At 54.0% G+C, this 16,177-nt stretch carries 17 protein-coding genes and 1 riboswitch; of the genes, 14 read left to right on the forward strand and 3 right to left on the reverse strand.

Annotation, left to right across the window (positions count from 1 at the left end):
- Nucleotides 1-28: 28 nt before the first annotated feature.
- Nucleotides 29-403 carry a helix-turn-helix domain-containing protein gene (locus tag B1728_RS20045; protein WP_079912167.1) on the reverse strand — a complete coding sequence of 125 codons (375 nt, stop codon included), beginning with the start codon at nt 401-403 and terminating at the stop codon, nt 29-31.
- A 278-nt stretch (nt 404-681) separates the two neighbouring features.
- On the opposite strand from B1728_RS20045, the gene B1728_RS20050 reads away from it, so the two are divergent.
- Complete coding sequence (locus B1728_RS20050; protein ID WP_079912168.1) at nt 682-1,131, forward strand: hypothetical protein; 450 nt, start codon at nt 682-684, stop codon at nt 1,129-1,131.
- Between the two features lie 143 nt (nt 1,132-1,274).
- Here the strand turns inward: B1728_RS20050 and B1728_RS20055 are convergent, their stop codons facing one another.
- A complete protein-coding gene (locus B1728_RS20055) occupies nt 1,275-2,075 on the reverse strand; it encodes a metallophosphoesterase (RefSeq protein ID WP_079912169.1) in 801 nt (266 codons plus the stop codon).
- Nucleotides 2,076-2,312: 237 nt separating this feature from the next.
- Between B1728_RS20055 and B1728_RS36360 the strand changes: the two genes are divergently transcribed.
- From B1728_RS36360 to B1728_RS20065, 3 genes are all read left to right on the forward strand, one after another.
- Complete coding sequence (locus B1728_RS36360; protein WP_179136106.1) at nt 2,313-2,459, forward strand: hypothetical protein; 147 nt, start codon at nt 2,313-2,315, stop codon at nt 2,457-2,459.
- A gap of 407 nt (nt 2,460-2,866) precedes the next feature.
- Entirely contained in the window at nt 2,867-3,895 is a 1,029-nt protein-coding gene (locus B1728_RS20060) for an NAD-dependent epimerase/dehydratase family protein (RefSeq protein ID WP_079912170.1), read from the forward strand.
- Nucleotides 3,896-4,060: 165 nt separating this feature from the next.
- Complete coding sequence (locus B1728_RS20065) at nt 4,061-4,255, forward strand: hypothetical protein (RefSeq protein WP_079912171.1); 195 nt, start codon at nt 4,061-4,063, stop codon at nt 4,253-4,255.
- A 10-nt stretch (nt 4,256-4,265) separates the two neighbouring features.
- Here the strand turns inward: B1728_RS20065 and B1728_RS20070 are convergent, their stop codons facing one another.
- Nucleotides 4,266-4,649 (reverse strand): helix-turn-helix domain-containing protein, encoded by a 384-nt coding sequence (locus B1728_RS20070; RefSeq protein WP_079912172.1) that lies wholly within the window; start codon nt 4,647-4,649, stop codon nt 4,266-4,268.
- 233 nt (nt 4,650-4,882) lie between these two features.
- Nucleotides 4,883-5,108: riboswitch (cobalamin riboswitch) on the forward strand.
- A gap of 223 nt (nt 5,109-5,331) precedes the next feature.
- Here B1728_RS20070 and cobJ point away from each other — a divergent pair.
- The 10 genes from cobJ (at nt 5,332) to B1728_RS20120 (ending at nt 16,157) form a co-directional block, all read left to right on the forward strand.
- On the forward strand, nt 5,332-7,128 hold the full coding sequence (gene cobJ, locus B1728_RS20075) for a precorrin-3B C(17)-methyltransferase (protein ID WP_079912173.1): 1,797 nt from the start codon (nt 5,332-5,334) through the stop codon (nt 7,126-7,128).
- Nucleotides 7,129-7,157: 29 nt separating this feature from the next.
- Entirely contained in the window at nt 7,158-8,141 is a 984-nt protein-coding gene (locus B1728_RS20080) for a sirohydrochlorin chelatase (RefSeq protein ID WP_079912174.1), read from the forward strand.
- A gap of 74 nt (nt 8,142-8,215) precedes the next feature.
- Nucleotides 8,216-8,989: a precorrin-6A reductase gene (gene cobK / locus B1728_RS20085; RefSeq protein WP_079912175.1), complete on the forward strand. Its 774-nt coding sequence runs from the start codon at nt 8,216-8,218 to the stop codon at nt 8,987-8,989.
- Nucleotides 8,990-8,994: 5 nt separating this feature from the next.
- Nucleotides 8,995-9,645, forward strand: coding sequence for a precorrin-8X methylmutase (locus B1728_RS20090; RefSeq protein WP_079912176.1), 651 nt, complete (start codon nt 8,995-8,997; stop codon nt 9,643-9,645).
- 19 nt (nt 9,646-9,664) lie between these two features.
- Nucleotides 9,665-10,774: a cobalt-precorrin-5B (C(1))-methyltransferase gene (locus B1728_RS20095; RefSeq protein WP_144027946.1), complete on the forward strand. Its 1,110-nt coding sequence runs from the start codon at nt 9,665-9,667 to the stop codon at nt 10,772-10,774.
- Nucleotides 10,775-10,847: 73 nt separating this feature from the next.
- Nucleotides 10,848-12,131, forward strand: a complete 1,284-nt coding sequence (cbiE, locus tag B1728_RS20100) for a precorrin-6y C5,15-methyltransferase (decarboxylating) subunit CbiE (protein WP_256865431.1) — start codon at nt 10,848-10,850, stop codon at nt 12,129-12,131.
- Nucleotides 12,124-12,834 (forward strand): precorrin-2 C(20)-methyltransferase, encoded by a 711-nt coding sequence (cobI, locus tag B1728_RS20105; RefSeq protein WP_079912178.1) that lies wholly within the window; start codon nt 12,124-12,126, stop codon nt 12,832-12,834. Before cbiE ends, cobI begins: the two co-directional genes overlap by 8 nt.
- Nucleotides 12,834-13,610 carry a precorrin-4 C(11)-methyltransferase gene (cobM, locus tag B1728_RS20110; protein WP_079912179.1) on the forward strand — a complete coding sequence of 259 codons (777 nt, stop codon included), beginning with the start codon at nt 12,834-12,836 and terminating at the stop codon, nt 13,608-13,610. The genes cobI and cobM overlap by 1 nt, the downstream gene beginning before the upstream one ends.
- Nucleotides 13,607-14,761: a cobalt-precorrin 5A hydrolase gene (locus B1728_RS20115; protein ID WP_079912180.1), complete on the forward strand. Its 1,155-nt coding sequence runs from the start codon at nt 13,607-13,609 to the stop codon at nt 14,759-14,761. The genes cobM and B1728_RS20115 overlap by 4 nt, the downstream gene beginning before the upstream one ends.
- Nucleotides 14,751-16,157, forward strand: coding sequence for a cobyrinic acid a,c-diamide synthase CobB (locus B1728_RS20120; RefSeq protein ID WP_079912181.1), 1,407 nt, complete (start codon nt 14,751-14,753; stop codon nt 16,155-16,157). Before B1728_RS20115 ends, B1728_RS20120 begins: the two co-directional genes overlap by 11 nt.
- Nucleotides 16,158-16,177 lie beyond the last annotated feature (20 nt).

Here is a 16,177-nt window from a genome sequence, read left to right on the forward strand (position 1 = left end):
TGCCGCCGCACCAGCAGATAGAGGAAAACTAGCCGTTGTTAATGGATCTTTCAGCCCTTACAAACGCAATGAACCGGCGTGCCTCCTCAGGTGTCAGCTTCTTTCCGTCTATGGTCAGGGCGAACTTCTCCATAATTTTCTCGTTGGATAGTTCCAGAGCATCGACAAATTCACGAACATCCTCATCCAGCACCCGGTGAGGGTCGTCCGTCCTGCCTATTAAATAATCAATCGATACATTGAACAAATTGGCGATGCTTACGATCGTGTCGTAATCCGGCTCTCTCCGGTTGTTCTCATAATGCGATAGAGAAGCCCTCGTAATGCCAAGCTTGTTGGAAAGCCCCTCTTGCGTCAGGGAATGTTTTTCTCGAAGTGATGCGATCCGCTCCCCGTATTTCATATCATATACCTCCAGTTAATACGACCATAGTTGATGGATTCGGTATTTTTGATGCAGTCTCACGCACGTTGTCACCGGACCGCTATAAAGCTTTCGGTCCTATTGACATTGATACAAAATGTATCGTATGTTAATGATAATATATTCCATTTACCAGACTTAATATGACCAGGCTGCACTAAAAGGCCGTGGTCCAGCCCCTTTGTGCGCTTTAAAGTACAAAATGTATCGCAATACGTTTATTTTACCCAAAAAAACGAAGGTTGGGAAGATGCCATGTGAACGAAAAACAAATCGGAAGCAAGCAAAATAGATTACGGAACATGCTAGGTTCCATGGAATGCCGGATGTGGATCAGCAAATTGGATAACAAACCGGTCCAAACGAACTATGGGATTGTACAGGTAACGAACCTGGACGCACGCGAGATTCACTTTACCTCTTCGCTGCTGCTGCCTGTCACAAGGCAAATGACTTTGTCATTCCAGCTGGTTTCATCCGATGGAGTCATTCATTTTAGCGGAAGCGGAATAAAACGGAAGTACATGGGTCCGGATTATCATTATGAAGTGAAGCATGAATTGGATGAGACCGAGCGGTCGTTGTTTATTTCGTCCGTTAACCTCATCCTGGGGGAATCTCATTCTATCACGAATAGAGTCCTGGCGAGCTACTCTTCCTTTTACTCCTACGACCATTGTACCCCGAACTATTACTTTCAAACCTAGGTCCTGCTTGTCCGGCAACGATTCTCCTGTCCGTTTGTCCTAAGGTCTGTACATCTTTTTGGTACTATAGGGTGATAAACATGCTCCTTGTGTAACTATTTTGATACAATTAGTATCAATGTATCATAGACATGAAGGAACAGCTATAAATAATGCATCGTGACCTCGCTTCGTACCAGGAAGCGAAGGTTGATGCCGGTCTGGCCAATGCCTTTGGAAATATAGTAAGTCCCGTAAGAATTCCTGTGCAGTCCCTTGTAAATGCCCTGCGCAGGCAGCTCGCCCATTGGCCGCAGCTTATAGAAGCAGGGGATGGCGAATTGTTTGCCGTGAAGATGTCCCGCCATTAAGTAATCGTAGCTTTCGCGGATGCTCAGAACCACATTGGGATCGTGTGTGATGATGACCCGTGGTACCTGAGTATCGGTCATGCGGAACGCTTGGAGGATGTTGCTTTTTCCGGTGTGATAATCATCGATGCCGATCAGCTGAAATCCGGGCAAACGGACCGACTCATTGCGCAGCAAGTGGATGCCCCGGTAGCGGAGGAGACGGATAAGACGGATGACCTTGCGCTGCTGGTAATCATGATTACCGAGGACGGCGAAGGTGGGAATGGGATGCTTCTCTAACATCCGCAGATAGCTGTCCAGTCGAAGCAGCTGCGATTCCAATTCGGTGAAATCGCCTGTAATGACTATGTAGTCGGGCTTAAGCCGAGTGATGTGCTTCGATAAGGCAGATGGGGAAATGCGCAGCCGCTCCACATGGAGGTCGCTGATTTGAAGTATGGACAGATTAAGGCCGATTGGGTTACGGATTTGCTCTACCTTTAGCCACTGGGTCGGCAAAACGAATAAGGCATACACAAGTGCGAGCAGGATGATGAAGGCGGCGGCATACAGCACAATGATTTTCCCCCCTCTAGAGCCGATATGATTCATGGTACACTAAATCTTACTAAAAGTGTATGTCCAATAAAAGTCGTACATGCTAATGCACTTTCACTGATGGTGAACAAAAGTCATCCAAAAATTTAATAAAGTAAACATTTTTTTATGGAATTCGACACAATCTCCTTTGACAAGATACATTACGTATCATACAGTGAATAAAGAGACCACATACTGTGATAGAGAAATTCATGTAAATATACGGAATAAGAGAAGGAGTGCAATAGAATGAGCAGCAGCAACAAGCAGCAGGAGAAGAAGAATGTAGATGTGTTGAGAATCTTGGCGCAGTTGAACATTGATGCGAGCAAGCTTGCATTGTTCGGTCCTCATGGACCTGATACGCTGCCCCCGACTCCTGGTTCTTCCTGCTAGTAAGCCCCTGTAGATGACTAAAATTACCTCTTTGGTTTACATAAAACTCCCGTTATCCTCCCGCACAGATCAGCTTCCAAGTGAATAAAAAGCCGCCCAAGAAGAGCTTGTGTTCTGATCGGACCTAGTCATGATGTCCCTGGAGAACCAGGATGTGAGTTCCTGTTCTTTGCTCAAGAGCGTAGGATCATGGAACAATCCGTCTTTCCTACTAAAATTGGCGGCGGCACCTAATTTCGGTTAACTTTTCTGGGACCTCTTGACTGGAGGCCTTTTTTTGTTTATATTGATAAAAAAGTATCAATATTCGACGGGTCAAGCGCATCATGCGCTTAAGGATATAGGACTTTGGGAAAGCACCCGAACGAACGCTTAAACGACAATATCGAATCGGTGGAGGGATAAGGATGAAAGTACTAATTACAGGCGGAGTCGGCTTTATAGGGTCCCATACGGTGGACTGTGCCATTCAGGCAGGGCTGGATGTAGTAGTAGTCGACAATATGAGCACAGGGAAGGAAGCGAATCTGCATCCGGCATGCAAGCTGTATCGAATGGATGTTGCCAGCACGGAGTTAAGAAATATTTTTGAGCTGGAGCAGCCGGATTACTGTATCCATCTGGCGGAGAAAACCGATTTGAACGAAGCGATGGTCGTTCGGGGGCTGAGTCCCAATTTGCGCGGATTGATCTATTTGCTGGATCTGTGCAAGGAATTTTCGATCAAGAAGCTGGTCTACGGATCCTCCGCAGAGGTCTACGGTTCCTATGAGCCTAAGCCGATTGACGAAGCCGCTCCATGCGCTCCGGTCTCCTGCACAGGAATGTCCAAGCTGGCTCCCGAGGAATACATAAAGCTGTACGGCGCGTTGTATGGACTTAACTACACGATTTTAAGGTATGCGAACGTGTATGGCTGCCGGCAAAAGAGGTATGGAAGCGGGGGCGTAATCTCGGCCTTTCTGGAAACCTTCGTCAACGGCGAGAAAGCCATCATTCAAGGGAAAGGCCTTCAGACCCGGGATTTCGTCTATGTATCCGATGTGGCTTCCGCCAACGTTCAAGCCCTGTCCTTGTCCAACAGCGATACCTACAACATAGGCACGGGAACGGCAACGTCCATTCTGGAATTGTTCGAGCTGATGAATGAGATGACGAATCAAAAAGTAAAGCCCGTATTCGTAACGGCGCGTCCGGAGGACCATCTGCATGTCTGCGTTTCCTGGGACAAAGCGGCCAAGGGCTGGGGATGGAGTCCCAGGATCCAGCTGCGGGAGGGCTTGACCCAGCTTATGGGGGATTTTATGTACCAAAGGCTTATGGACAAAATCAATGGAGTTCAGGAAACGGCGCCCGAGCCTGTGGCAGCCAGTATGCTGATTCGCCGTATGGCCGTGAAGAAATCGGCCCGAAGGCTGAAAACTTCCTCTTTATAAGCCGTTGAACCGCGTTGATAAAGATTTATTTAGAATAGCTTATTCGACAAAATGATCGGTGTTTTTTACCAAAACACTCCCAGTATGCGACACCTTTTTTTGAACATCTCCGATATAATACTAGACATTGAAAGTCTATGAGACGAGATGGAGTGTGGGTTGCAAATGGAAGAGAACAAGAAAACGGTGGATATCGACACCGTCCTGAATCAGCTCGGTATCCCCAGAGACAAGTACGATCAATGGCTGGCTCTTCAAGAAGCCGTGAAGGAACCGATCAAGCCTCAATACAAAGGCCTCGATAAACCGTTATTTTCATATATGTACAAGGAACTAGGCATGATGGAGTACAGCAAGTAGCCGTACCTCATCATGGCTTATTTTTGTCGGCAGGGAGAGAACGCTCGGACCGAATGAAAGCGATGAAGCTTTTGGACTCCTCCAGTGTGAGTTCTCTTCCGTCAATAGTCAGAATGAATTTGTCCAGAATAGCTTCGTCCGAAAGCTCAAGATAGCTGATAAATTCCTCCGTGCCGTCCGCAAAGCTTCCGGGATGATCCGTGCGGCCCATCAAATAGTCTATCGATACGCCGAATATATCGGCAATTTTTTGAATGGTTTCATAATCCGGCTCTCTCCTATTATTTTCATAATGAGAAAGGGCGGAACGGGTAATTCCTACTTTATAGGCAAGCTCTTCCTGGGTCATGTACCCTTTGCTCCGCAGTTTGGCTATTCGCTGCCCGTATTTCATAGAGCATCCTTCCACCTTTGCTGTTGTAAATCGGCTGACCTTCCTCATTCCAGCTCTTCTGTATAGTCGGCTATATTGTTCGTAAGCTATCGTTTTGTTTCAATGGGTATGCTGTAAAAAATAAGAACTTCGGCCCATACCTCCCGGGGCATCGAACGGCTTGTCGTTAACGGCGGGAGGGCGCGCAGTTATAGACAAAGCTTCGCTCCGGGTGATATGATGACTCTGGACAATCAAATACGGATGAATTAGGTGCTGAATGAAATCATGCCTCATTTGGCTTAAAAGGGAAGCCCGGTGCAAAGCCGGCACGGTCCCGCCACTGTGAAGAGTGCCTTTCCATAAGAAAGGCTTGTTATGCCGATGTTGTTGCCACTGGAGCGCCATAGAGCGCGTCTGGGAAGGGAATCGGATGACGAAGCTCGAAGTCAGGAGACCTGCCTAATTTCAAAACACTGTTGACCTACGAGGATAGGGAGGTGTTAGAGATCGGCTTACTTAAGGAATGGTAATGGCATATCGAATGTAATGTCATTGGAATTCTTGAGAACGCGGGCTGCAAGAGCATTTCTAACACTTTCTGTAGGAATGCTCTTTTTTGTGCTGCATAAAAGTAAGGAAGACATGTTCGAGTTGCAACCATCATGATGTATTTATATAGGAAGGAAAGGATGTGCGGCGAATGGCGGGAAAACTGCTTATCATCGGCTTCGGACCGGGAAGCTTCGAGCATATTACGAAACGGGCGCGGGAGGCCATTGAAGAAAGTGAAGTTATCATCGGCTATAACACGTACGTGGATCTTATCCGTGGACTTCTCACCGATCAGGAGATTGTACGGACAGGGATGACGGAGGAAGTGAGCCGGGCTCAGGAGGCCGTTCGGCAAGCGGAGTCCGGGAAAAAGGTAGCGGTTATCTCGAGCGGCGATGCCGGTGTATACGGGATGGCCGGACTGGTGTACGAGGTGCTGATGGAAAAAGGCTGGAGGCGGGACGGCGGCGTGGAAGTCGAGATAATCCCCGGCATATCGGCGATTAACTCTTCCGCCTCGCTGCTTGGGGCCCCGGTCATGCACGATGCCTGCACGATAAGCTTAAGCGATCATCTGACGCCGTGGGAGCTGATTGCCCGGCGCGTCGAGGCGGCGGCCCAGGCGGACTTCGTCATTGCGCTGTACAACCCCCGCAGCGGCAGACGAACCCGGCAAATTGTGGAGACGCAGCGCATATTGCTGAAATACCGCTCGCCGGAGACGCCGGTCGGCATCGTGAAGAGTGCCTACCGGGACCGTCAGCATGTGGTGCTGACAACTTTGCGCGATATGCTCGATCATGAGATCGGGATGCTGACGACGGTCATTATCGGCAATGCGTCGACGACGGTCTACGACGGTCTGATGATCACCCCGCGCGGTTATCAGCGCAAGTATACTCTCGGCGCCGATGTACAGCCGCTTAAGCCGCACCAACGGCTGCAGGAAGCGGCGGAGCCTTGGGCGCTGCAGCAGTGGGACGAGGCAGAGGCGGTCGATGCGGATGACGAGGATTGGGCTTGGGAAGGCGAAGGCCAAGTGGAAAGCGGCCGGGAAGCCGTGGCCCGCACCGCAAGGGAGACGGCTCCTGCAAGCTCCGCCGGCGGCGGAAGCACGGGCGGAGCGGTGCTGGCTGCCAGCGCGGTCAGTGTGGCTGAGCGCGAGGAGCGGAGCAGCGGCCCCGGTACCGACTCGCCGCTTATGCTGGCGATGGAGGCGCTGCGCCTGTCCGATCTCAGCCGAGGCGTGGTCACGGAGCCGGGCAGCCTGCCTGCCTCGGCGGGATTGTTCCGCCAGCAAGCGATCTTCGAGCTTGCGGTAAGTCCGGGCGTCGCCGAGAAGCGTTTTACCGCCAGACAGATGCTTGCGCTGGCTGAGGTCGTTGGCGAGACGGGGACGATGGAGTACACGCCCCATCACCAAATGATTATCCGGGTTCCGACATCGAATCCCGATGACATTACGACGAAGCTGCGGCAGGAAGGCTTCCTTCTGGCGCCGATCGGCGATGTAGCGCAGCTTAAAGCTTGCGACTTTTGCAATGCGGAGAAGGCGGATGCGATTCCTTACGCCGAGGAGCTGCAGAAGCGGATCGGCGGCTTGAGCGTGCCGAAGGAGCTGCGCATCGGCTTGAACGGGTGCGGAATGGCTTGTTATGGGGCGGTGCACGAGGATATCGGCATCGTATACCGGAAGGAGAAATTCGATTTGTTCCTGGGCGGCAAGACGGTCGGGCGCAATGCGCATCCGGGACAGCCGGTCGCCGAGGGTATTGAGCCGGATCAATTGGTAGACATGATCGAACGGATTGTACAGCGGTATATTTCGGATGGTCATCCGAATGAGCGATTCCATAAATATTTTAAAAGAGTAAAGGAAGTAGAAGGTTATCGTCACCAAGAGGTGCCGGTTTTCCAAATTGAAAACGCGGTATGCGGCGATTAATACGGAAATAAAGACAGGGAGGGAACAGGATGAATGCGGTTTTGTTTGTAGGCCACGGCAGTAAGGATGCGGAAGGTAATGAGGAGGTACGGGAGTTCGTCCGTTCTATTGCATCGAAGATGGACCAGCCGATCGTGGAGACGTGCTTTCTGGAATTTGAACGGCCCACCATCGCACAGGGTATCGAGCAGTGTGTTCAACAGGGAGCTACGCAGATTGCGGTAGTGCCGATCACTTTATTCTCGGCGGGGCATGCCAAAATACATATTCCGGCTGCGATTGACGAAGCGAGGCTGCGTTACCCGTCCGTTCGGTTCAACTATGGACGGCCTATCGGGGTTCATGAGCAGGTGCTGGATATTCTTGCGTCGCGGTTGGAAGCGGCCGGTGCAGGCGCTGCAACGGAAGCCGACCGGGAGCAGACGGCGGTGCTTGTCGTAGGACGGGGCAGCAGCGATGCGGACGCCAACAGCGATTTGTTCAAAATATCCCGGCTGTTCTGGGAAAAGCTGAAGGTCAAATGGGTGGAGACGGCGTTTATCGGAGTGACGGCGCCTTTAGTGGATGAAGGGATCGAGCGCTGTATCAAGCTCGGCGCACGCAAGGTCGTTATCCTGCCGTATTTCTTGTTCACGGGCGTATTGATGAAGCGGATGGAGCAAATGCTGCTTCAATTCTCGGAGAAATACCCCGAGCAGGAATTTATATTGGCTGATTATTTCGGGTTCCATCCGAATTTGCAGCTGATTTTGCGGGAGCGGGCGCTAGAGGCCGTAGAGGGCGAGGCCAGAATGAACTGCGATATGTGCCAATACCGCTTGGCGGCGATGGAGCATATCGATCATCACCATCATCATGATCACGACCACGACCATGGGCATCATCACCATGGGCATGATCATCATCATGATCATCATCACGGGCACGACCATGATCATGACCATGATCACGACCACCACCATCATGATCATGACGATACGAAAGCGCCTGCGCTGGGGAAAAGCAAATCTTAAGGAGCGGAAATTACTCCCGGCTCTATGGGCAGCTGAAACGGAATGCATGATCTTAACAGATGGAGGCGCAAATCATGATATTGGTTATGGCAGGAACAAGCGATGCGCGTGAGCTTGCATTGCAGATTCGGGAGGCAGGGTACCCGCTCTTGACTACGGTCGTTACGGACAGCGCCGCCAAGTCGATGGAGGAGGCCGGTCTCCCTGTACTGACGGGAAGACTAACCGCAGAAGCTCTGGCAGCCTTGGTACGGGAACGCGGGTTCCGCACGATTGTCGACGCCACGCATCCGTTCGCAGAGGAAGCGTCGAAGAATGCGATTGCCGCCTCTCAGGAAGCCGGCGTCCCCTATATCCGCTATGAGCGGGGACGGATCGCCATCGATCAGAATCCGCTGATCACATTCGCGGATGATTACGAGCAGGCGGCGGAGCTGGCGGCACAGCGTCAGGGCGTCATTATGCTGACGACCGGCAGCAAGACGCTGCATATTTTTGCGAAGCGTCTGCTGGGCCTTCCGAATACCACCTTGGTGGCACGGATGCTGCCTCGCAGAGACAACATGGAGAAATGCGAGGAGCTTGGGCTCGAGCAAAAGAATATTGTTGCTATGCAGGGGCCCTTTTCCAAGGAGCTGAACAAGGCCTTATATACGCATTACAACGTTACCTTGATGATCACGAAGGAGAGCGGCAAGGTCGGAGCGGTGGACGAGAAGCTGGAATCTGCGCTGGAGCTCGGGATTGAGACGATTGTCATCGGCCGTCCTTCGGTTGACTATGGTACTTATTTTAGCGAGTTTGACGGAGTCATTCATAAACTAAATGAATTGCTGCAGGAGGCGTAAGCGAGATGGATTTTAAAACGGAGTTTAAACCGTTAACGGTACAACCGCAAGAAATTGAGGAGCAAAGCTTCCGGATGATTACCGAGGAGCTCGGGGAGCATCCTTTCACGGATGAGCAATATTCGGTCGTGCAGCGGGTGATTCATGCGTCGGCGGACTTTGAGCTGGGTCGCAGCATGCTGTTCCACCGGGATGCAGTACAGGCGGGCATTCAGGCGATTCGTGCAGGGAAAACGATCGTGGCCGACGTGCAAATGGTACAGGTCGGCATCAGCAAGCCCCGCATCGCCAAGTTCGGCGGCGACGTGAAGGTATATATATCCGATCCGGACGTCATGGAAGAGGCGAAGCGTCTTAATACGACCCGGGCGATCATTTCGATCCGCAAGGCGATTCGTGAGGCCGACGGAGGCATCTTTGCCATCGGCAACGCACCGACGGCACTTCTGGAGCTGATCCGCCTTGTGAAGGAAGGCGAGGCGAAGCCGGGTCTGGTCATCGGCGTGCCGGTAGGCTTCGTGTCGGCGGCGGAATCAAAGGAAGAGCTCGCGAAGCTGGATATTCCGTTCATTACGAATATCGGGCGGAAGGGCGGAAGTCCGGTAGCGGTTGCGGCCGTGAACGCCATTTCCTTGATGGCGGAGCGTCTCGGATAAGGAGACTGGAGCGATGGCTATGGATAAAGGCGAAGATACGAAGGATTCCAAGCCGCTTAAGTATGGGTATACGACAGGCTCCTGCGCTGCGGCAACGGCTAAGGCGGCCGTAACGGCTTTGATAGAGCAGCAGCTTCAGACGGAATCGACCATACGGCTGCCTATCGGGCAGGATGTGACGTTCAGCATGGTTCGCTGCGAGTTCACGGCGGAGCGGGCGGAGGCCGAGACCATCAAGGACGGAGGCGACGACCCGGACGCTACGCATGGAGCAAGGATTATCGCCGAGGTTCAGTGGCGGGACGGGGAAGGAATCGAGCTGGATGGAGGCATCGGCGTAGGTCGGGTTACGAAGCCCGGCCTTCCTGTCCCTGTAGGGGAGGCGGCGATCAATCCGGTCCCCCGCAAGATGATCCGCGAATCGGTCGAATCCGTTCTGGATGAATATGACATTCATCGCGGGGTCAGAGTCGTTATCTCTGTGCCCGACGGCGAGGAAATTGCCAAGAAGACGCTGAACGGGCGTCTCGGCATCGTAGGCGGCATCTCGATTCTCGGCACCCGGGGCATTGTGGTGCCTTTTTCCACGGCGGCGTACAAGGCCAGCGTGGCGCAGGCGATTCGAGTCGCCGTCAAATGCGGCTGCAAGCATATCGTCCTTTCGACCGGCGGCCGTACGGAGAAGTACGGCATCGAGATGTATCCGGATTTGCCGGAGGAAGCCTTTGTCGAGATGGGCGACTTTATCGGCTTTGCACTGACGCAGTGCAAGAAGCAGGGGATCGAGAAGGTGACGCTCGTCGGTATGATGGGCAAATTCTCCAAGGTGGCCCAAGGCGTCATGATGGTGCACTCCAAGAGTGCGCCGGTCGATTTCGGCTTTTTGGCGCGGGTAGCGGAGGAAGCGGGGGCGACGCAGGCACAGGCGGCGACCATACTGGATGCAAATACCGCAGCGATGGTAGGGGACCTGATGCTGGAATGGGGCCATTCCGCCTTTTTCGAGAGGCTGTGCGCCTATTGCTGCGAGGCCGGGCTCAAGGAAGTGCAGGGCGGCATGGAGATAGAAACCGTCATCATTTCGATGAAGGGGAGCCTATTGGGCCAAGCCTCCAAGTCGGAGGAGTAGCGCTGCAAGGTCACGGCTGCGGCAGTCAGCCGAAGCTTTTTACATACAGCAATCGGTATCGGGGGAATGCAGGTTGATACAACAGCGAACAACGAATCAAACGGCAGCGCTCAAGGTGATCGGCATCGGGGATGACGGTCAAGGAAGCCTGCTGCCTCAATATATACAATGGATCTCGGAGAGCGAAGTGCTGGTCGGGGGAGAGCGGCAGCTGGCGTTTTTTCCGGATTATAGCGGGGTGACCCTAGCGATCAAGGGCGGCTTGTCCGAGCTCACAGCCCGCTTGAAATCGGAGGCGGAGCAGGGTCGCAGGATCGTCGTGCTTGCATCGGGAGACCCGTTGTTTTACGGGATCGGCGGCTATCTCTCCTCCAAGCTGAACGTGGAAATCTACCCGAACGTCAGCTCGCTGCAGCTGGCTTTTGCCCGGATGGGGCAGAGCTGGCAGGATGCCTATGTGACAAGCGTTCACGGGCGAAGCATGAAGGGGCTGGCGCAGCGGATCGACGGGAAGTCGAAGGTCGCGCTGCTCACCGATGAGACGAATAGTCCCAAGGCTATCGCCAAGTACTTGCTGTCGTTCGGCATGGCCGAATACCGTGCGTTTATAGCGGAGAATTTGGGTGGCTCGGACGAACGGACGGGCTGGTACGAGCTGCAGGAGCTTGAAGAGCGCGAGTTTTCTCCACTGAACGTGATGATTCTGATTGCTTCGAAGGACGCATTGGCCGGGAAACGTTGGCCGATGGGCATCGACGATGAGAGGTTCATTCAGCGCAAGCCGGACAAAGGGCTGATTACGAAGAAAGAAATTCGCATCATGAGCTTGGCGCAGCTGGCGCTTCAACCGGACAGCATCGTTTGGGATATCGGCACGTGCACCGGGTCCGTCGCCATTGAAGCGGCTCGAATAGCGCGCTACGGCGAAGTATACGCGATTGAGAAGAACGAAGCGGATTTGCAGAACTGCTTGGACAATATGCAGCGCTTCCGGACGGACATTACAGCGATTCAAGGACGTGCGCCGCAAGGTTTGGAGCAGTTCCCGGATCCGGATGCCGTGTTCATCGGAGGCAGTGGAGGCGAGATGGAGGAGCTGCTTCACGTGTGCTGCAGCCGTCTGCGTCCGGGCGGGCGCATTGTATTGAATGCCGCTACAATCGAGAATTTATATGAAGCGAACAAAGCGTTCGCGAATGAAGGCTTCGCGACAAGCATTACGCTCGCACAGATTTCGCGAAGCAAGCCGATTTTGAATTTGACCCGGTTCGAGGGTCTTAACCCAATATATATCATTACCGCTAAACATAAGGAATCCGGTGGAGCAGAGGAAACGGAGGGGACAGCAAGTGAGTAAGTTAGGCGTGTTATACGGATTGGGTGTTGGACCCGGGGACCCGGAGCTGATCACGGTCAAAGCGTTCCGCATATTGAAGGAATCGCCGGTCATCGCTTATCCCCGCAAGAAAATGGGGGCTAAGAGCTACGCTCTGACGATTACGGAGCTGTATGTTAATACGGAAGAAAAGACGATGATAGGGCTGACCTTCCCGATGACTAAGGATCGCGAAGCGCTGGAAATGCAGTGGAGCAAGACAGTCAGCACGGTGTGGGAGCATCTGGAGCAGGGGAAGGACGTGGCGTTCGTAACCGAGGGTGACCCGATGATTTACAGCACGTTCATTCACTTGATGCGGCTGATGAAGGAGCGCCATCCCGAGGTGGAGGTTCGTTCCATTCCCGGTATTTCTTCAATCAACGCTTCGGCGTCACGCCTTGGGATTCCGCTTGCGGACGGCGATGAGCAAATTGCCATCGTTCCTGCAACGGACGATTATGAGAAGATGCGTACCGCTATTGAAAATCACGACTGCGTCGTATTCATCAAGGTAGCCAAAGTGATCGATCTGATGATCCATGTGCTGGGCGATCTCGGATTGACGGACAAGGCGGCCGTACTGACCAAGGTCACCTCCTCGGAGGAAATGATCTGGCGCAACATTCGAGAGCTGCAAGGCAAAGGCTTGGAATACTTAACGCTAATGGTGGTGAGAAAATAATGAAAATTTATATTATCGGAGCAGGCCCGGGCGATCCCGATCTGATTACAGTCAAAGGACTTCGTATTCTGCAGGAGGCCGACGTCGTGCTCTACACCGATTCCCTGGTTAACGAAGAGCTCATCGCCAAGGCAAAGCCGGAAGCGGAGATTCTGAAGAGCGCCGGCATGGATCTCGATGAAATGGTTGCTATCATGGCTGACCGCGTCAAGCAGGGCAAGATGGTAGCTCGGGTTCATACGGGAGATCCTGCGGTCTTCGGCGCGATTATGGAGCAGGTGGCTCTGTTGAAAAAAGAAGGCATCGGCTACGAGGTCATCCCCGGCGTAAGCTCAGTCTTCGCGTCTGCTGCCGCCCTTGGTGCGGAGCTGACGATTCCGGAGCTGACCCAGACGCTCATTCTGACCCGTGCCGAAGGCAGAACTCCGGTGCCGGAGCTGGAGAAGCTGAAGGATCTGGCTTCTCACCACTGTACGATTGCATTATTCTTAAGTGCCACTTTGACGAAAAAAGTGGTGGAAGAGTTCCGAAGCGCGGGCTGGAGTGAGGACACGCCGATAGCCGTCGTGCAAAGGGCGACATGGCCGGATCAGCTTATTGTCCGGACGACGCTTGCCAATCTCGAGCAGGATATGCGCAGCAACGGAATTCGCTCTCACGCGATGATTCTTGCAGGCTGGGCGCTTGATCCGGAGATTCATAACAAGGATGAATACCGCTCCAAGCTGTACGATAAAGAATTTACGCACCGCTTCCGCAGAGGGGTGAAATCATGATCGCATTGCGCGAGGGCGAGATTCCTTCGATTGAGCAGCACGGCGATTATGCGATTGTAGCCATCACGAAGCATGGCGTCGAGATGGCGCGCAAGCTGCACGAAACGTTCCGCCATTCGGATTTGTACTACATGTCCAAATTCGAGCGGGGCGATGAAGCAGCACGGGGCATTCAGCTGTTCGAAGGCAGTGTCAGACTGCTGTTCCCGGCTTTATTCCCGGCCTATAAAGGACTCATTATTATTATTTCGTTAGGTGCTGTTATCCGGATGATCGCACCGCTGCTGGTAGATAAAAAGACAGACCCCGGCATCGTCGTTATCGATGACAAAGGGGAGAATGTGATCAGCGTGCTGTCGGGCCATTTGGGCGGCGCGAACGAGCTGACCCGTGAGGTAGCTGCGGCCATGGGAGCGAGGCCGATCATTACGACGGCCTCGGACGTGCAGGGGACGATAGCGGTGGACTTGTTCGGGCGCCGCTTCGGCTGGGAATGGGAGTCGGCGGATAAGCTGACGCCTGTCAGCGCCTCCGTCGTGAACGAGGAGCAGGTTGCCGTCGTTCAAGAATCCGGCGAGCCCGGCTGGTGGCTGTATGATACGCCGCTCCCGGCGAATATTCGCACGTATAGCAGCGTTGCCGATGCGTTGGCGGTGAAGCCGCAGGCGGCACTCGTGGTGACGCACCGCGTATTAAGCACGGACGAGGAGGCAATTCTCGAGAACGGCGTGCTATACAGGCCGAAGGTCATCGCGCTCGGCATCGGCTGCAACCGCGGCACATCCGCCGAAGAGATCGAATCGGTAATATCGGAGACGCTGGCCGAGCTGCAGTTCTCGATGAAGAGCGTGAAGGCCGTCTGCACGATCGATCTGAAGAAGGACGAGGAGGGGCTCCTCGCCGTCGTACAAAAGCACGGCTGGGCGTTCGTCACCTACGCGCCCGAGCAGCTGAACACGGTGGCCCTGGAGGCCCCATCGGACACCGTGTTCCAGTTCACCGGCGCCTACGGCGTGAGCGAGCCGGCGGCGAAGCTGTACTCCGGCGCCAAGGAGCTGGCGCTGGTGAAGAAGAAATCGGGCAACGTCACGATTTCGGTAGCCGTCATTCCGTTCCCGCAGGAAGGGAGCGAGGCAGCCGATGGAAGGTAGCCGTAAGATTGTCATTGCCGGAACCGGCAGCGGCGTCGGAAAAACAACGCTGACGATCGGCCTGATGGCCGCTTTGCAGCGTCTCGGACGCAAGGTGCAGGGCTTCAAGTGCGGCCCCGACTATATTGATCCGACGTATCATACGGCGGTCACGGGACGCATATCCCGCAATCTGGACAGCTATATGCTGACGCATGATACAGTCAAAGAAATATATGCCCGGGCGAGCCGTGAGGCGGACATCTCCGTCATCGAGGGCGTCATGGGCTTCTACGACGGCAAGAACCCGAAGACGAACGAGGGCAGTACGGCTGAAATCAGCCTTCTGCTGGAGGCCCCCGTGCTGCTCGTGGTGAACTGCCAGAGCATGGCCCGCAGCGCTGCCGCCATTGTGCGAGGCTTCCAGCTGCTGGAGCCCCGCGTTAACATAGTCGGCGTCATTGCGAACAAGGTCGGCAGCGAGGGCCACTACAAGCTCGTGCGCGAAGCGATCGAGCAGGAATGCGGGATTCCCGTCGTCGGCTACATGAAGCGGGAAGATCACATCGAAATGCCGGAGCGGCATCTCGGCTTGGTGCCTTCCATTGAACGGGGCGAGCTGCAGCCGTTCTTCGATAAGCTTGCCGAGCTGGTTTCGGCAACGGTTGATGTAGAGCGCATATGGGAGCTGGCCCAGTCTCCCGCGGTTTCATTGTTTGCGGAAGCCGAGTCTGCTTCCGCTTTTCGCCACCGGACCGTCCGGTCCGGCCCCCCAATCCGTATCGCGGTAGCGAAGGATGCAGCCTTTAATTTTTATTATCAGGAAAATTTCGAGCTGCTGGAGGCTTACGGAGCGGAGTGCGTCTTCTTCTCGCCATTGGCAGGGGAAACGCTGCCCGAAGGCGTCCAGGGCCTGTATCTCGGGGGAGGCTTCCCTGAAGAATTCGCCGAGGTGCTGTCGGCTAATGAGGCGGTGAAGCAATCGATCCGCCAGGCGATTGAGCAAGGACTTCCGACGCTGGCCGAATGCGGCGGCTTCATGTATTTAACGGAGTCCATCGAGCATACGGACGGCCGGAAGCATTCGATGCTCGGTCTTATCCCCGGCAGCGTCAAGATGCAGAAGAAGCTTGCGGCATTAGGCTACCGGGACATTACCGGGAGAGAAGGCAACTTCCTGCTCGGGCCGTCCGACCGCGCCAAAGGCCACGAGTTTCATTATTCGACCTTTCAGCCGAATGAAGGGGCTGACATCTCCAGCGCCTATGAAACGAAAGGGCTGCGGGGCATGAAGCAGGAAGGCTACATCAATGAGAGCGGATCGCTCGTTGCGGGATATACCCATATCCATTTCGCATCATCGCCTGAATTGGCAGAACGCTGGGTAGAGCGATGTGCCGGCTTCAAGCTGAAATAAACAGGGATAGGAAGGAGAAT

The organism is Paenibacillus sp. 32352, assembly GCF_002042965.1.
Lineage (GTDB): Bacteria > Bacillota > Bacilli > Paenibacillales > NBRC-103111 > Paenibacillus_S > Paenibacillus_S vulneris.